12 protein-coding genes and 1 pseudogene are annotated in these 14,477 nt (G+C 43.0%); 4 read left to right on the top strand and 9 right to left on the bottom strand.

The genetic code is table 11. The annotated features are described in order from the left end of the window. Positions 1-14: 14 nt before the first annotated feature. The 8 genes and pseudogenes from M886_RS19540 to M886_RS13510 all read right to left on the bottom strand — a co-directional run. Positions 15-89: pseudogene (locus tag M886_RS19540) on the bottom strand (pentapeptide repeat-containing protein); the annotation flags it as partial. 51 nt (positions 90-140) lie between these two features. Then, on the bottom strand, positions 141-743 hold the full coding sequence (locus M886_RS13540; protein ID WP_175413339.1) for an aminodeoxychorismate/anthranilate synthase component II: 603 nt from the start codon (positions 741-743) through the stop codon (positions 141-143). A gap of 45 nt (positions 744-788) precedes the next feature. Beyond that, positions 789-2,651: an anthranilate synthase component I gene (gene trpE, locus M886_RS13535; protein ID WP_048051329.1), complete on the bottom strand. Its 1,863-nt coding sequence runs from the start codon at positions 2,649-2,651 to the stop codon at positions 789-791. Next, positions 2,638-3,342 (bottom strand): phosphoribosylanthranilate isomerase, encoded by a 705-nt coding sequence (locus M886_RS13530; RefSeq protein WP_015412826.1) that lies wholly within the window; start codon positions 3,340-3,342, stop codon positions 2,638-2,640. The genes trpE and M886_RS13530 overlap by 14 nt, the downstream gene beginning before the upstream one ends. After that, positions 3,339-4,451, bottom strand: coding sequence for an anthranilate phosphoribosyltransferase (trpD, locus tag M886_RS13525; RefSeq protein ID WP_011034728.1), 1,113 nt, complete (start codon positions 4,449-4,451; stop codon positions 3,339-3,341). Before trpD ends, M886_RS13530 begins: the two co-directional genes overlap by 4 nt. A 32-nt stretch (positions 4,452-4,483) precedes the next feature. Beyond that, positions 4,484-5,299, bottom strand: coding sequence for a tryptophan synthase subunit alpha (gene trpA, locus M886_RS13520; protein ID WP_015412828.1), 816 nt, complete (start codon positions 5,297-5,299; stop codon positions 4,484-4,486). A 1-nt stretch (position 5,300) separates the two neighbouring features. Further along, positions 5,301-6,512 (bottom strand): tryptophan synthase subunit beta, encoded by a 1,212-nt coding sequence (gene trpB, locus M886_RS13515; protein WP_015412829.1) that lies wholly within the window; start codon positions 6,510-6,512, stop codon positions 5,301-5,303. A gap of 148 nt (positions 6,513-6,660) precedes the next feature. Beyond that, positions 6,661-7,464, bottom strand: coding sequence for an indole-3-glycerol-phosphate synthase (locus tag M886_RS13510; protein WP_048038360.1), 804 nt, complete (start codon positions 7,462-7,464; stop codon positions 6,661-6,663). A 496-nt stretch (positions 7,465-7,960) separates the two neighbouring features. Here M886_RS13510 and M886_RS13505 point away from each other — a divergent pair, with 496 nt between their 5' ends. The 3 genes from M886_RS13505 to M886_RS13495 all read left to right on the top strand — a co-directional run bounded on the left by M886_RS13505 (position 7,961) and on the right by M886_RS13495 (position 12,028). Next, positions 7,961-8,944 carry a TIGR03885 family FMN-dependent LLM class oxidoreductase gene (locus tag M886_RS13505; protein ID WP_235203965.1) on the top strand — a complete coding sequence of 328 codons (984 nt, stop codon included), beginning with the start codon at positions 7,961-7,963 and terminating at the stop codon, positions 8,942-8,944. Between the two features lie 206 nt (positions 8,945-9,150). After that, a complete protein-coding gene (locus tag M886_RS13500; RefSeq protein WP_015412831.1) occupies positions 9,151-9,771 on the top strand; it encodes a cyclase family protein in 621 nt (206 codons plus the stop codon). A gap of 187 nt (positions 9,772-9,958) precedes the next feature. Continuing rightward, the gene (locus tag M886_RS13495; protein WP_084685095.1) at positions 9,959-12,028 is read left to right on the top strand and encodes an amylo-alpha-1,6-glucosidase; all 2,070 of its coding nucleotides are present in this window, start codon (positions 9,959-9,961) and stop codon (positions 12,026-12,028) included. A gap of 149 nt (positions 12,029-12,177) precedes the next feature. On the opposite strand, the gene M886_RS13490 is transcribed toward M886_RS13495, so the two are convergent. Next, positions 12,178-12,744, bottom strand: coding sequence for a hypothetical protein (locus M886_RS13490; RefSeq protein WP_011034736.1), 567 nt, complete (start codon positions 12,742-12,744; stop codon positions 12,178-12,180). Positions 12,745-13,675: 931 nt separating this feature from the next. On the opposite strand from M886_RS13490, the gene M886_RS13480 reads away from it, so the two are divergent. Continuing rightward, positions 13,676-14,143 (top strand): peptidylprolyl isomerase, encoded by a 468-nt coding sequence (locus M886_RS13480; RefSeq protein WP_011034737.1) that lies wholly within the window; start codon positions 13,676-13,678, stop codon positions 14,141-14,143. Positions 14,144-14,477 lie beyond the last annotated feature (334 nt).

The raw sequence follows: 14,477 nt of genomic DNA, 5'->3' as shown, positions 1-14,477 counted from the left end.
TAATTTAAGTTAGATTAAGTTAAGTTAGATTCAGTTAAGTTAGATTCAGTTAAGTTAGATTCAGTTAAGTTAGATTCAGTTAAGTTAGATTCAGTTAAGTTAAATTAATGTAGTTCAGGCAGAAAAAAAGACCTGGCTGTTTAAACAGCCGGCTGCCTTTTTTTAAAGTCCCTTGAGATTTCAAGAAATCTTTCTATTATTTTTAACCCATCCGGGGTAAGTACGGATTCCGGGTGGAACTGCAGTCCGTAGATAGGGAATTCTGAATGTTCAACTGCCATAATGGTTCCGTCTTCTGCAAGGGCAGTAACTTTTATTCCGGGAGCCGGATCTCCAATTTCAAGCGAATGGTAACGGCCTGCTTCAAACTTTTCTTCAAGTGTTGTAAAGAGAGCCGACTCCGCATGCCTGATTCTTGAACTTTTACCGTGCACAGGCCCAACCTTACATCTCCGTACAGGTCCGCCAAATGCCACATTAATTGCCTGGTGCCCGAGACAGACCCCCAGAAGAGGAATTTCCCTGCCCATTTCCCTGATTATTTCCAGACAGTTCCCTATGTCCCTCGGGTCAGAAGGATTTCCTGGACCTGGAGAAATCACAAGTGCATCAGGTTTTATTTCTTTCAATTCTTCCAGAGTAACCGTGTTAGGAAGAACCAGAGTATCTTTTTCGAAATATGAGATGTAATCTACAAGATTCCATACGAAAGAATCTTTATTGTTTATGAAAACTATTTTCATCTGAAAATCCCTTCTGGAGCTTTTATCCGAAGTTTTTTGTTTCACTCAGAGCTCAGTTTCTCCACCTATAGCTGTAAGCATTGCTGCCATTTTCCTTTCTGTTTCCCTGAACTCATATGCAGGATCGGAATCCGCAACAATCCCTGCCCCTGACTGTAATGAAACCTTTTTCCCCTGTATAAGCAGGGTTCTTATCACTATTGCAAAATCAGCGTCCCCGTTCCAGCTGTAATACCCGACTCCACCGCCGTAAATCCCCCTCGGGGCTGTTTCAAGTTCGGAAATAATCTCCATTGCCCTGATTTTCGGAGCTCCTGAAAGGGTCCCTGCAGGAAAGATTGCCCTGAAGGCATCGAACTGGTCGCATTCAGGCCTCAGGGTTCCCGAAACCGTACTTTCTATGTGCTGTACATGAGAATACTTGAGGACTTTCATAAATCCTGAAACTTTTACGGAGCCGCTTTCGCAAACCATGCGGACATCGTTTCTCCCCAGGTCAACCAGCATTACATGTTCCGCCCTTTCTTTTTCATCATTGAGCATATGGGAAGCCAGTATTTCATCTTCAACTTCGGATTTCCCCCTTGGGCATGTGCCTGCAATGGGATTTATCATAACTGTACGCTTATGTACAGTCATCAGGGTTTCAGGGCTTGCCCCCACTATTGCCAGGTCTCCGAACTCGAAAATATACATATAAGGACTGGGGTTTATCGCCCTGAGCTGTGCATAAAGCTCGAATGGAGGTTGTTCAAGCCTGAACTCACATTTTCTGGACAGGACAGCCTGGAAGATATCCCCTGCAAAAATGTGTTCTTTTGCCCTGAGTACAGAAGTTTCAAACTCAGATCTGTCAGAACTGCAGACCTGTAAAGGTGAACCTGACCCTTCCAACTGTAATCCTGTTGAGTTTGACGCTGTTGATTGTAATTCTGCTGACTTTAATTCTGCTGACTTTAATTCTGCTGACTTTAATTTCGTTGGCTGTAATTCTGTTGACTTTAATTCTATTGATTGTGGTCCTGCCAACTGATGCAGAAATGCTGTTTTTCCTGTACTCTCATACAGGGAAACTTCCCTGATAGTTGAGTAAAGTTTTTCTGCCTCTGAAAGGGCTTCTTCATATATTCTTCCTGCATCCGAACCTGGATTGATAAAGGGAGTGATCACGATATAGACCTCTTCGGTCAGGTGGTCGAAAACATAACTTTTCGTGACCAGAAGGTACTGAAGTTCCGGAATTTCGGATTCAAAGCCCTTATCAGCCCCAAGCCAGCTGTCATAAACTGCATCATAAGCCGTGTACCCGATAGCTCCTCCGAGAAAAGTCTGCCTTTCAAAGCGCTTTTCATTGAGGAACTCAATCCCGTTTACCGGAGGAAAAACCAGGCGAAGTGCATCAAAAGAGTCTTTTCCTTCCGGGATAGGAGCCGTGAATTGTCGGAGTTTTCGCACTTCAGTTTTCTCTTCTTCAGTTTTCTCTTCTTCACGTTTTTTGTTTTTGTTTTTGTTTTCGTTTTCTTTAGTTACTTCTTCTACTTCTTCTCCCGTTCCGGCTGAGAATACTTTTTTCACTTTTGAGACAATTTCTTCAAAAAAATCAGAGGCATTAGGGTTAAGGAGTTCAAGGGAAAGCTTCCTGTCATTAATTGTCAGAAGAGAATCCGGGGAGTTTCCAACAAAAGAATACCTTGCTTTGCTCGCCTGTTTTTCCACGGATTCGAGAAGATAGGAGTATCCTGAACTTTCTGAACATCCAGATTTTTTCAGTATTTGATAAAGATCGAGAGGAGAACAGGAACGAGAACATTTTGAATCCACTTTTGCAAGAAGCTGGATAAGACCCGGTTTTTCAATCCCTGATACAAGTTTCTTAAACTCTTCTTCCCCAATGTCAAAGGAAAGCATTGGCACACCTCACTTCTTCAATAAAACTTCTTATTTTTACGGCATCTTTTATTCCGAGAGTTTCTACTCCAGAAGCCGTATCCACAGCATAGGGGGAAACAATCCTTATCGCCTCCTGTACATTTTCCGGCTTGAGCCCGCCTGCAAGTATTAAAGGAAGTTCAGTTTCTTCCGCGATTCTTCTGCTCAGGTCCCAATCATGAACGTAGCCAGTACCGCCGGTTTTTCCTGCAACCCCGGAGTCCAGAAGAATGCTGTCCACAACTCCGCTTTCTTCCAGCCTGCGGATCTCATCAAGAAGGTGTTTTACAGGGCTCTGGACTCTGGAAGCTCCCATTCCGGCAGGCACAGAAAGTGTTTTTATAATGGGGATGTCTGTTTTTCCTCTTATTATCTCAAGTTCAACAGAAGACAGATTTGAGTGGATCTGTACAATATCGGGTCTTACTTTCTCGATGAGTTCCAGAGCCCTCGAAGAGTTTTCAGGCATTATGACCATTACGGAATCAAGACATTCAGGAAGCTTTGAGATCAGGGAAGCTGCAGTGTCAGAATCAATTTTTCTCGGGCTTTCGACAGGGACTTCGGTTATGAATCCAACTGCATCGGCTCCATAGAGGGCTGCCATTTCCATATCTTCAGGGCTGCACATCCCGCAGATTTTTATTCTGGTTTTCAGTCTTTTTCTCATGCCTGTTCCCCGGAAGCCGGGCTTAACATGGAAACCCTGGAAGGTGACAAAGCTGTTTTTCCCGGGATAAAGCCCTGTTTTTTATCTATTTGATAAAATTCGCCGGTAAAAGTCCTGAACTGGTTGAATTTTACCATGACCTTGCCGCTGTCTATTGCGTCTTCCGCAATAGGAATTGCCTGCCTGATAGACCCCACAATCCCGCTTACGTAAAGGGCTGCAGCTGCATTGAGGATAATAAGATCCCTTTTAGGCCCTTTTTGCCCCTTAAAAATGCACAGCAGGTCTCTTGCGTTTTCTTTTGGGCTACCTCCCTTTGTGTCTCCCGGGCTTGCCCGCAGCATGCCAAGGGATTCCGGGGTAAGTGTATACGTTGAAACCTTTCCGTTTTTTAATTCCGCAACATAGGTTTCCCCTGTGTTTGTAATTTCATCCATTCCATCCCCGTGCACAACAAGTGCATGTTCTGTTCCGAGTTCTGCAAGGGCATATGCTATGGGTTCGCAGAGGTTTTTATCAAAAACCCCAACAACCTGCCCTTTTGCTCCTGCAGGATTCGTCAGCGGACCAAGGATATTGAAAACCGTTCTCACCCCCAGCTTTTTTCTCACCCCTGCAACCCTCTTCATTGCAGGGTGGAAAACAGGAGCAAACATGAAGCCTATACCTATCTTTTCTATTGTTTTCCTGACATATTCCGGGGAAAGATCCACTTTAATTCCCAGAGCCTCAAGCACGTCGGAACTTCCTGTCATGGAAGTGGCTGCCCTGTTTCCGTGCTTTGCTACGGGAACGCCGGCTGCTGCAGTTACGATTGCAGCTGCAGTTGATACATTGATGGTGTTGAGCCCGTCCCCTCCTGTCCCGCAGGTGTCCACGATCCTGAAGGGGGTGTTTGGTTTGATCATATTTCCAGCTTTTTTCATTCCTCTTACAAAACCGACTATTTCCTGCGGCTTCTCGCCTTTAGCCTTTAGAGCGAGCAGAAATGTCTCTATTTCCCCGTCTTCGGCTGTGCTCAGAACCTCTTCAAGTGCAGCTTCGGCTTCCTCTGAACTCAGATCACAGCCTTCTTCAAGCTTTTTAATATATTCCTTTATTTTCTGCATTTTCCTCTCTCCCATATCCACCTGTTATGCCTTCAGTTCGCTTCAAGCATACCGGATTTGAGTTCCCTTGCAAGGGTTTCCAGTCTTTCGTTTACGTCTGTTCCTTCCTCAATTATCCTCACAAATGCCGAGCCTACAATTACACCATCCGCTCCGGCTTTTCTAACCTCGGCAGCCTGCTCCCCCGTAGAAATCCCGAAGCCAACTGCTTTTGGAATGTCGGTATTTACTCTGGACAGCAGTTCTTTTGTTGAACCTGCAACATCGTCTCTTGCTCCCGTAACTCCGAGCCTTGATACAAGGTAGATGAAACCTGACCCCCTCTGCAGGATTTTTCGGATTCTTGCTTCTGTTGTGGTGGGTGCGACCAGAAATATAAGGTCAAGTCCATGGGCATCGCAGCCTGTTTTCAGGTCAGCTGCTTCCTCTACCGGGATATCGGGTATTATAAGTCCGCTAATTCCTGCCTCTGCGGCATTTTCCACAAATTTCTCTACTCCATACCTGAAAACAGGGTTATAGTAAGTCATGCACACAAGAGGGACATCAACCTCAAGGGCTCTGGCAAACGCGAAGTAGCGTTCAATATCCATGCCTTGTGCAAGTGCTCTCTGTCCTGCTACCTGGATAGTAGGTCCGTCGGCCACTGGGTCTGAGAACGGGAATCCGAGCTCGATTATATCCGCTCCCCCTTTTGCCAGGGCTTTTACAACCTCTGAGCTTGCCTCAAAAGTGGGATCGCCTGCCATCACATAACCTATAAGAGCTCCTTCTTTTTTCTCCCTGAGTTCATCGAATTTTTCGGAAATTTTTGGTCTTTTAAGAACCGCCTTAAGTTCAGTTTTCATTTCATATCCCTCTCTTCAGGCTCAGTACGGTTTCCAGGTCTTTGTCCCCTCGCCCTGAAAGGTTTACAACCACAAATTCCCCGAGTTCTCCTGATTCAGCAGCCTTTTTAAGGTATGCAAGGGCATGGGAGGATTCAAGGGCAGGAATAATCCCTTCAAGCCTGCTCAGCTCGTTAAAAGCTTCAACTGCTTCGTCGTCTGTCACGTAACGGGCTGTAACCCTGCCGCTTTCTGCCAGGGAAGCCAGTTCAGGTCCCACTCCTGAATAGTCAAGCCCGGCAGACACGGATTCTGACTCAAGGATCTGCCCGTTTTTGTCCTGCAGAACCTTTGTCCTTGCCCCGTGCAGGATTCCTTCTTCTCCTGCGCAGAGGGAAGCTGAGTGAAGAGCTGCTTTTTCCGTGCATCTCAAAGCTTTTCCTCCGGCTTCCACAGCAATCAGCCTGACATCCCGGTCTTCGATAAACGGATAGAAAGTCCCCATTGCATTGCTCCCTCCTCCTGCGCAGGCGATTATTGTGTCGGGAAGCCTGCCTTCTTTTTCCATTGCCTGCTCCTTTACTTCCCTCCCTATTACGCTCTGGAAGTCCCTTACGATCATGGGATAGGGATGGGGGCCCACAACCGAGCCTATAAGGTAATGTGTGTTTCCTATGTTCGTAACCCAGTCCCTGAAAGCCTCGTTGATCGCGTCCTTGAGTGTTTTTGAGCCAGTCTTTACGGGTTTTACCTCGGTTCCCATGAGTTCCATTCTGTATGCATTCATCTGCTGTCGTTTGACATCTTTTGCCCCCATGTAGACGACAGTTTCAAACCCCAGGTTTGCCCCTGCCATTGCAGTTGCAGTCCCGTGCTGTCCTGCTCCGGTTTCGGCAATCAGCCTGGTTTTTCCCATATATTTCGCAAGGAGGGCCTGCCCTATGGCGTTGTTTAACTTGTGGGCTCCTCCGTGCACAAGGTCTTCCCTCTTGAGGTAGATCTTTGTCCCGTATTTCCTGCTGAGGTTCCGGGCAAGATAAAGAGGAGTTTCTCTGCCCGCAAAATCCATCAGGTAGTGGTCGAGTTCTGCAAGGAATTCAGGATCGTTTTTGTATCTCTCATAACCTTCCTCAAGCTCTTCCAGAGCCGGCATGAGGACTTCTGGCACGTACTGCCCTCCATATTTCCCGTACTTTCCTTTTACCTGTAATTCTGAAATTATAGCTGCTGCCAATTTGATTACTCCTTTATTTTCCTGATTTATGGTTTATTTAGTCGTGATTTTATGAAAAAGAATTATTTACCTGGTTTTGAAGTGAAAAAGGATTTTTTAGCCTTATTTTCGCAGGCTAAAACTCCTGAAAATCGAAAAAAAGCAGTTATTAACGCCAGCAAAAGCCCTGGACGAATTCTTTAGTTTTGTCGAAAACCGAGTCACTTTCCATAAGTGCAGACCCTATAAGCACAGCGTCTGCCCCTGCCAGCATCACTCGCCTGACATCTGAGGGACTGTTCATCCCGCTCTCGCTTATGATAAGATGGCTGGTCCCGTGTTCAAGGTCGTATTCCCGGATGAGGGGTGCAAGCTCTTCCGTGGTAGCCAGGTCGATTTTAAGGGTCTCGAAATTCCGGTTGTTGACCCCTATTATTTTTGTATCCGTTTCCAGGGCAAGTTCAAGGTCTTCCCTGCTGTGCACCTCTACAAGGGGCTCAAATCCTTTTTCAATGGCAAGCTCGACAAATGCTCCAAGCTCTTTTCCAAGGATTCCTGCTATCAGGAGCACGAGATCGCTTCCCTCTTCTTCAAGCTGCACTCTATCAATAATGAAGTCCTTCCTGAGTACAGGCAGGCACACAGTTTTCCTTACTTCTTTCAAGTTTTCTAGCGAACCCCGAAACACTCCCGGCTCTGTAAGGACAGAGATTGCAACAGCACCTGCTTCCTCCATTTCCAGTGCAAGATCAGCAGCCACGGACGGCGGAACTTCCCTGAAACTCTTTCCAGGGGACGCAGGCTTGACCTCTGCAATTACAGGAACCCTGCCTTCTGCCTGTGAGGCTGCCACAGCGGCAATAAAGTCTCTTTTCCGGAACTGCGGCTGCGATCTCTTTTTGTAAGCATCAGGCCCAAAAGTTTGGATTCGGGTCTTTGTTGTGTTAAGGATATGGAGAATTGAATCGTGCATTATGGATCACTGACGTATAGTTGTGTACAACAATGTCTAATGCTGTACTTGATATAAAAAGATTTCGGATGATGACAGGAGTTTAAAAAGTAACCACTTAGAAGTGACAGATTAAGAGTTCTGCGGATTTTGAGTAAATTTATCAGTTCTGCCGGGGTACGGGCTGAAGAAATAGCTGACAGTTCATTTCTATACAGAAACGCTGTCGTGCCATGCAGTTTGAGAAAAACTGATAGACTCTGATGAACATTCCCTCAAGTATGGGAAACACTTCTTTTGATCTTCAGGTGTTTGATGAATTTTAAAGGCAAAAATTGAAATTACAAAAAATCTGTATTAAATTTTTCCAGTAGAAATGAAGGGGTAAAAAATGGACCCGTATAACAATGCCTGACCAATTATCCAGCAAAAAGGTTGTGACTTGAATGATTCTTTAGTCAGGTTATTGCTTTCCTCAATTACCTTTATCTGCAATTGGGAATAAAGGGTTTTTATGGTGGGGTTATCATATCATGTTTCTCATGAGCAGTTCAAGCCCGGGGAGCTTTTAAACTGGGTTCAGCTGGCTGAACAAGCCGGATTTACCGGGGCTTTATCTTCGGACCACTTTAAGCCCTGGAGCAGCAGGCAGGCTGAACAGGGAGGAACAGGTTTTGCATGGTCATGGCTTGGAGCGGCTATGCAGGCTACTTCACTTGAATTTGGAGTCGTAAACGCTCCCGGGCAAAGGTACCATCCTGCAATTATCGCTCAGGCTGCAGCAACCCTGGCTGAAATGTTCCCAGGCAGGTTCTGGATGGCACTCGGGAGCGGTCAGGCTTTAAACGAGAGAATAACAGGGGAGCTGTACCCTCCCAAGTTTGAAAGAAATGAAAGGCTGCGGGAGTGTGTGGAAGTAATAAGGGCGCTGTTTTCAGGAGAGACGGTATCTTATTACGGGTCTTATATAACTGTAGAAGAAGCCAGGCTTTATGTTAAGCCTGAAACTATGCCAAAAATTATCGGGGCAGCACTCACCCCTGAGACCGCAAAATGGGCAGGTGGCTGGGCAGATGGAATGGTGACAGTATCACAGCCATACAATAAACTCAGAAAAATGGTGGGTGCTTTTCATGAAGGTGGAGGAGAAGGAAAACCTATGTACCTTCAGGTCCACCTTTCATATTCCAACACCGATGAAAAGGCTCGCCAGGGGGCTTATGAGCAGTGGAAAAACAACACTATCGAAAGTATTGTTGAAGAGGAGATTTACACTCCAGAACAGTTTGATTCGGCTTCAAAATATATAAGACCCGACGACCTGGACGAACATATAAGGATTTCTTGCGAGCCTGAGAAACACATCGAATGGATTCAAAAAGATATCGAGCTTGGTTTCAGTAATATCATTTTGCATAATGCCAATTCTGAACAGGAGAAATTCATCAGGGATTTTGGAGAAAAGGTTCTTCCTGTGCTTAAAAAAGAATCCATTCCATAAATGGTCCAATTTATTAATTTACTTAATAGTTCAGTTTATTAATTTACTTAATAGTTCAGTTTATTAATTTACTTAATAGTCCAGTTTATTAATTTACTTAATAGTCCAGTTTATTAATTTACTGAATATTTCAGATTATTCGCTTAATTTTATTATCTTTTGTCGGCATCTGTATTTATTGTGGAGTATCTGTGGGGGTATCACGGATGACAGAGATTATTGATATAAGCCTTGATATAACTGAAGATACGGTTGTAATGCCCGAGAACCCTGAATTCGATAAGGAAAGACTGGCTTCAATCGGGAAAGAAGGGTATGAACTGTATAAAATATGTATGAGTAACCATATAGGTACGCATATTGATGCACCAGCTCATTTTGTTTCGGAAGGGGCCCTAATAAATCAGCTGGATCTGGACACTTTAATGGGAAAGGCACTGGTTGTAGAGATAAAGGACGAGCACAAAATATCTGTTGATGAGTTTAAAAGAGTGAATTTAAAAGACAATATCCGGCTGTTGTTTAAAACAAGGAATTCGGAACTCATAGCCGAAAATAAGCTCACTAAAGACTTTGTTTACATAGAAGAGCAGGCTGCCGGCCATCTTGTAAAAAATGGAGTAAAGCTGATCGGGCTTGACTATTTTACTATCGACCGTATCGAAGATCAGGATAAGCCTGCTCATAAAGAATTTGCAGGAAACGGTGTTGTGGTTATTGAAGGGGTGAATCTCCTGAATGTAGAGCCGGGAGAGTATGAACTTGTTGCACTGCCCATAAAGATAAATGCTGATGGGGCTCCTGCAAGAGTTATTTTAAGGAGATAATTATGTCCTTTTACTTATTTTAAGGAGATTTTATTTTTTTAATTAAATTCAAAATAGAGAAGAGAAACCTGAACGGAAAGAAAAACTGCCCTCAAACTTCAGTAAAGGTTGAAAACTAGCAACTGCTCTTCGGTATTCGGAAAGACGGAATGGGGCAGATAGACCGGGGTTATACGGAGAGAGAAATGTGACCTATCAAACAAAATCTGAAATACGAATCGTCAACGGAGAAACATTCATCATATCAGATCCTGTTGGAAATATACATCAGAAGGGTAATCGCAGTCTTGGCTTTTTCTTCAGGGATACACGTTTTTTATCTGAGCTGATTTTGAAAATAAATGATCAGGATCTATCTATATTGAGCGCAAAGGAAGTGAATTATTTCTGGTCAACTCATTATGCTACTCTTCCTTTTGAATCCATATTTGAGTCCCACCCCATTACGATTATTAGAAGACGTGCAGCAGGCAACGGAGCCAGAGAAGAAATTATAATACATAATTATAAAACTGAACCTGTGGATTTAACCTTATCAGTACAGCTTGATGCTGACTTTGTGGACATCATAGAATTAAAAAGTTCTCAGGATCCGGAAGCAAAACCTGTTATTGAGATTAATCCGGAAGAATATCAGCATATTTTTGTATATCGGGCTAACGGGATATGCAGGAAAACTATAATTCAATGTGAATCCGGAGCGCAAATTGAAAATAAAAAAATAAGTTTCAATATTAATATTCCTGCAAAAGAGGTCTGGAGGACCTGTTTGACGATTCGTCCTGTCTGGGAAGATGACATCATAGAGCCTGAATATTTATGTAAAGATCTTGATGAAAATAAAATATTTTTACATAAATCCCTGCAGGAATGGCTGGACAGGGTCCCCAGGTTAACCGGGCATTGCAGCATTTTATCCAGGACATATGGGCACAGCTTGATGGATTTAGCTGCACTCAGATTTTACATAGCCCCGGGAAAAAAACCTGTAATAGCAGCAGGCATGCCGTGGTACATGGCTTTATTCGGCCGTGATAGTTTAATCACATCTTACCAGTGCTGTTTTATTGCTCCGGATATCGCGTTCAATACATTGAGAAATTTAGCAAATCTTCAGGGAAAAGAATATAATTATTTTAAGGATGAAGAACCAGGAAAGATTCTTCATGAACTAAGGTTTGGAGAAAAAACGCTACTGGGAAAGAAACCTTATAGCCCGTATTTCGGATCTGCTGACACCTGTCAGTTGTTCCTTATTCTGCTCCACGAGGTATTTAAATGGACAGGCAATAAAGAATTTGTTAATGAGTTTAAGGAACCAGCGCTAAAAGCCCTTTACTGGATTGACAATTTTGGGGATATGGACGGCGACGGGTATGTAGAATATAAGAAAAGATCAAAAGAAGGGCTTGATAACCACTGCTGGAAAGATTCTGGCACCAGTATGATTTTCAGTGATTCAAGGCTTGCCGAAGCTCCCATAGCTACGGTTGAGTTTCAGGGTTATATCTATGACGCGAAGATCAGGCTTGCCGAACTGGCGGAGGAAGTCTGGGATGACCCCTCTTTTGCAGAAGAATTGAGAAATCAGGCAAGAGAGTTAAAAAGGCGTTTTAACAGAGATTTCTGGATAGAGGACAGGGGAGGGTATTTTGCTCTTGGGCTGGATAAAAACAAGGAAAAAATTGATTCAATGACATCAAATATGGGGCATCTTCTCTGGAGCGGAATAGTTGAAGATGACAGGGCTGGTATTATCGTCAAACAACTGATGAGCAGGGACCTTTATAACGGCTGGGGAATTCGCACGCTATCCAGTCACGACAGGGGATATAATCCTATTGAGTATCATAACGGGACGGTATGGCCCCATGATAACAGTTTAATCGCAGAGGGATTTATAAAATATGGGTACAGGGATGAAGCAAACCGGATAATAACAAACCTTCTGGAAGCTTCTCAATATTTTGACAGCAGGTTCCCTGAGGTATTTGCAGGCTACCAGAGGACTGAAGTTGATTTCCCAGTGTCGTATCCGACTTCATCCATACCTCAGGCGTGGGCTGCTGGTGCAAGCATGCTATTTTTACGGCTTATTTTAGGACTTGAACCTGACCGCAAAAGCCAGAGTATAAAAATAGATCCTTATTTGCCTCAGGTGATTGAGGATATTTGCGTGGAAAACATCAGGCTGTTCAATAAAAAATTTTCAGTATTTGCAGGAAAAGGTCGTTCAGAAATAAAATTGTCAGAATGAAGGCAAGAGCCAGGGACCTGTCCCTCTTTTATCCTGCAAAGATATATTTCATGATTAAATGGTGTATTTAATTCATCAGACATGCCGTTATGTTTTTGAGCTTTTTTAACAGTTGTGGATTCCTATTTTAAAATTTTTTTGAATATTTATTAATTTTCCATGTGGTCGTAAACAGTGATCATTGCCCTGGTTATTCTGTACATGTCTTCAAGTATCGGTGTTGTGGCTTCAGGGCTCCCCAGGGTTGCATTTGCAGCATCAAGCATATCCTGTGGATATACGAGGCTTGCGTTCAGGTCTTCAATGGCGCTGTCAAACGTATGCATGGTGGCATTTGCTTTACTCATGTTTGTCGGATCATCCACAAAATCAATAGTTGAGTTAACAGCATTTATCCCTGTAGATGTTCCTTCTATTGTGGGCTGCAGGAAAGGATATTCTTCAGAGCGTTCACTGAGAGTTTCATTTATAAGATTCAGGTTAAGGTGAAGCAGGCTAAGCATGGATTTCAGAAATTTGAAGCCCAGCCCCAGCTCAGTCTCAATACTTTCGGTTTCATTATAAGAATTCGCTGAGTATTCTGTTAAGTTTATTTTTCCTTCTTCATATTCAGGACTTGTCCCATCCGTAACCGTTTCAGCTGAAGCCGGATACACAGCCAGAAGGATGAAGAAGCCTGCGGCTAACCACAGGCTAAAAACCTGACCTCTGCTCATAAAAATCTACTCCACTGCGTTCATCAGAACTTTTAGACCGATTTATGTGGCATGTATCAAATCTTAACAATTTTTGAAGAATTTTGACAAAATTTACCTGCTTTCTTCCCATTATAATATAATCTAATCAGTCTATAAAAATGTAAGTATTTGAATAAAATAATCGAAGAAGTGTAAATCCTGGAAAAATGTCAAAAAATCCTGGAAAAATGTCAAAAAATCCCGAAAAAAGGTCAAAATAACCTGAAGTCCATATAGATTTTTTAAAATCCAGTAAAATCAAGCCATCTGTTATACTGAAAGTTTGGAAAATAAAATGTCAGGTTGTACTGTATGAGAGTAAAATGTACTGTATGAGAGTAAAATCTCCTCCTCTCACTCAAAAACTTTAAATAATCGCAAAAATTGGAATTATAATTTTATTCTTATATTAACAACGAACGAATTTTTATTGAATTTTTATACAGGCTTTTCAGTTCCCCCTCAGATACGCTATTAACCGGGCATTCGGGCGCCTTAAATCATGAGTAATAATCAGGAATTTAAACACTATGTACAACTGGCTTTTTTCTCCTGAAGTGCCCGAAGTAAGGAAATCTCTTCTGCCTGAGACTCCCGCCTGAGACTCTTTAAAGACCCGGTCCAGCAACATAAACATGGCAAAAACTAATAAATGGAATGCTGTGAAGTCCTGAATTAGCCTTCAGGGGAAGCTCACTTCGATGATTCGTAAATTAATCCTTTTGCTTTCAGATGCGGGTTATACCTCGCAGAAAAAGTCGCTTGAGAGTAGCGAAAAGGACGTCTTACTCCCGAGGCGAAACTCGAGGAGCGCAGGATTTACATGTAAGGCGAGCATAGAGTGCAAAGAAGCCGGCAAAAAGACAGGCACACATATAAATCTAATTAAAAGACCGAAAGAGGAACAGAAATGGCTGTATGGAAGGGAAAGAAAGTGGTTTTTCATACCACTATGGGTGACATCACTATCGAACTTTTTGAAGATATGCCGATCACGGCAGGAAACTTTGCAAAACTTGTGGACCAGGGCTTCTATGATGGCGTAATTTTCCACAGGATAATTGACAAGTTCATGATACAGGGCGGAGACCCGACTGGAACGGGCACTGGAGGGCCAGGTTATGAGATCCCTGACGAATTCACAAAGCACAACAGGAACGACAAGGGCACTATTTCCATGGCAAACGCAGGACCAAACACTGGCGGGAGCCAGTTCTTCATCAACCTCGTAAATAATAACTACCTTGATAAAATGCACCCTGTATTTGGAAAGGTGGTGGAAGGCATGGATGTCGTCGATGCCATGGGAAAAGTAAAGACTGACCGTCAGGACCGTCCGAAAACTGAAGTAAAAATCATAAAAGCTGAACTGGTCTGAAGTTTTGAGTAACCGGACCATTCAACACTTCTTTTAAATTTTTATTTTTTTATTTGTTATTTTTTACTTTGTTTTTTGTGCCTTTTTTAACTTTCATTTTTATACTTTTTTAACTTTCATTTTTTGTACCTGCTATAGGAGAATTCCAGGTTTATATTATAGTGGGTTGCAGCCCTTCCCACGACGAAAAAGAAGAAAAATAACCGATTTAAATAATTGCCAAAATATGAAAAAATTGAATGAAAACAATTGAAGACAGAATGGAAACTATAATCAAGAACTGCGAAAACCAAGTACTGCAAAAATATTAGTCGGTTCAAATGAAACTTATTGT

Source organism: Methanosarcina soligelidi (assembly GCF_000744315.1).
GTDB lineage: Archaea > Halobacteriota > Methanosarcinia > Methanosarcinales > Methanosarcinaceae > Methanosarcina > Methanosarcina mazei.
This window is presented reverse-complemented; position numbering and strand designations above follow the sequence as displayed.

Coding starts and splice junctions, on each gene's coding strand:
- M886_RS13540 (WP_175413339.1), bottom strand. CDS start 743: ATGAAAATAGTTTTCATAAACAATAAAGATTCTTTCGTATGGAATCTT.
- trpE (WP_048051329.1), bottom strand. CDS start 2,651: ATGCTTTCCTTTGACATTGGGGAAGAAGAGTTTAAGAAACTTGTATCA.
- M886_RS13530 (WP_015412826.1), bottom strand. CDS start 3,342: ATGAGAAAAAGACTGAAAACCAGAATAAAAATCTGCGGGATGTGCAGC.
- trpD (WP_011034728.1), bottom strand. CDS start 4,451: ATGCAGAAAATAAAGGAATATATTAAAAAGCTTGAAGAAGGCTGTGAT.
- trpA (WP_015412828.1), bottom strand. CDS start 5,299: ATGAAAACTGAACTTAAGGCGGTTCTTAAAAGACCAAAAATTTCCGAA.
- M886_RS13510 (WP_048038360.1), bottom strand. CDS start 7,464: ATGCACGATTCAATTCTCCATATCCTTAACACAACAAAGACCCGAATC.
- M886_RS13500 (WP_015412831.1), top strand. CDS start 9,151: ATGACAGAGATTATTGATATAAGCCTTGATATAACTGAAGATACGGTT.
- M886_RS13490 (WP_011034736.1), bottom strand. CDS start 12,744: ATGAGCAGAGGTCAGGTTTTTAGCCTGTGGTTAGCCGCAGGCTTCTTC.
- M886_RS13480 (WP_011034737.1), top strand. CDS start 13,676: ATGGCTGTATGGAAGGGAAAGAAAGTGGTTTTTCATACCACTATGGGT.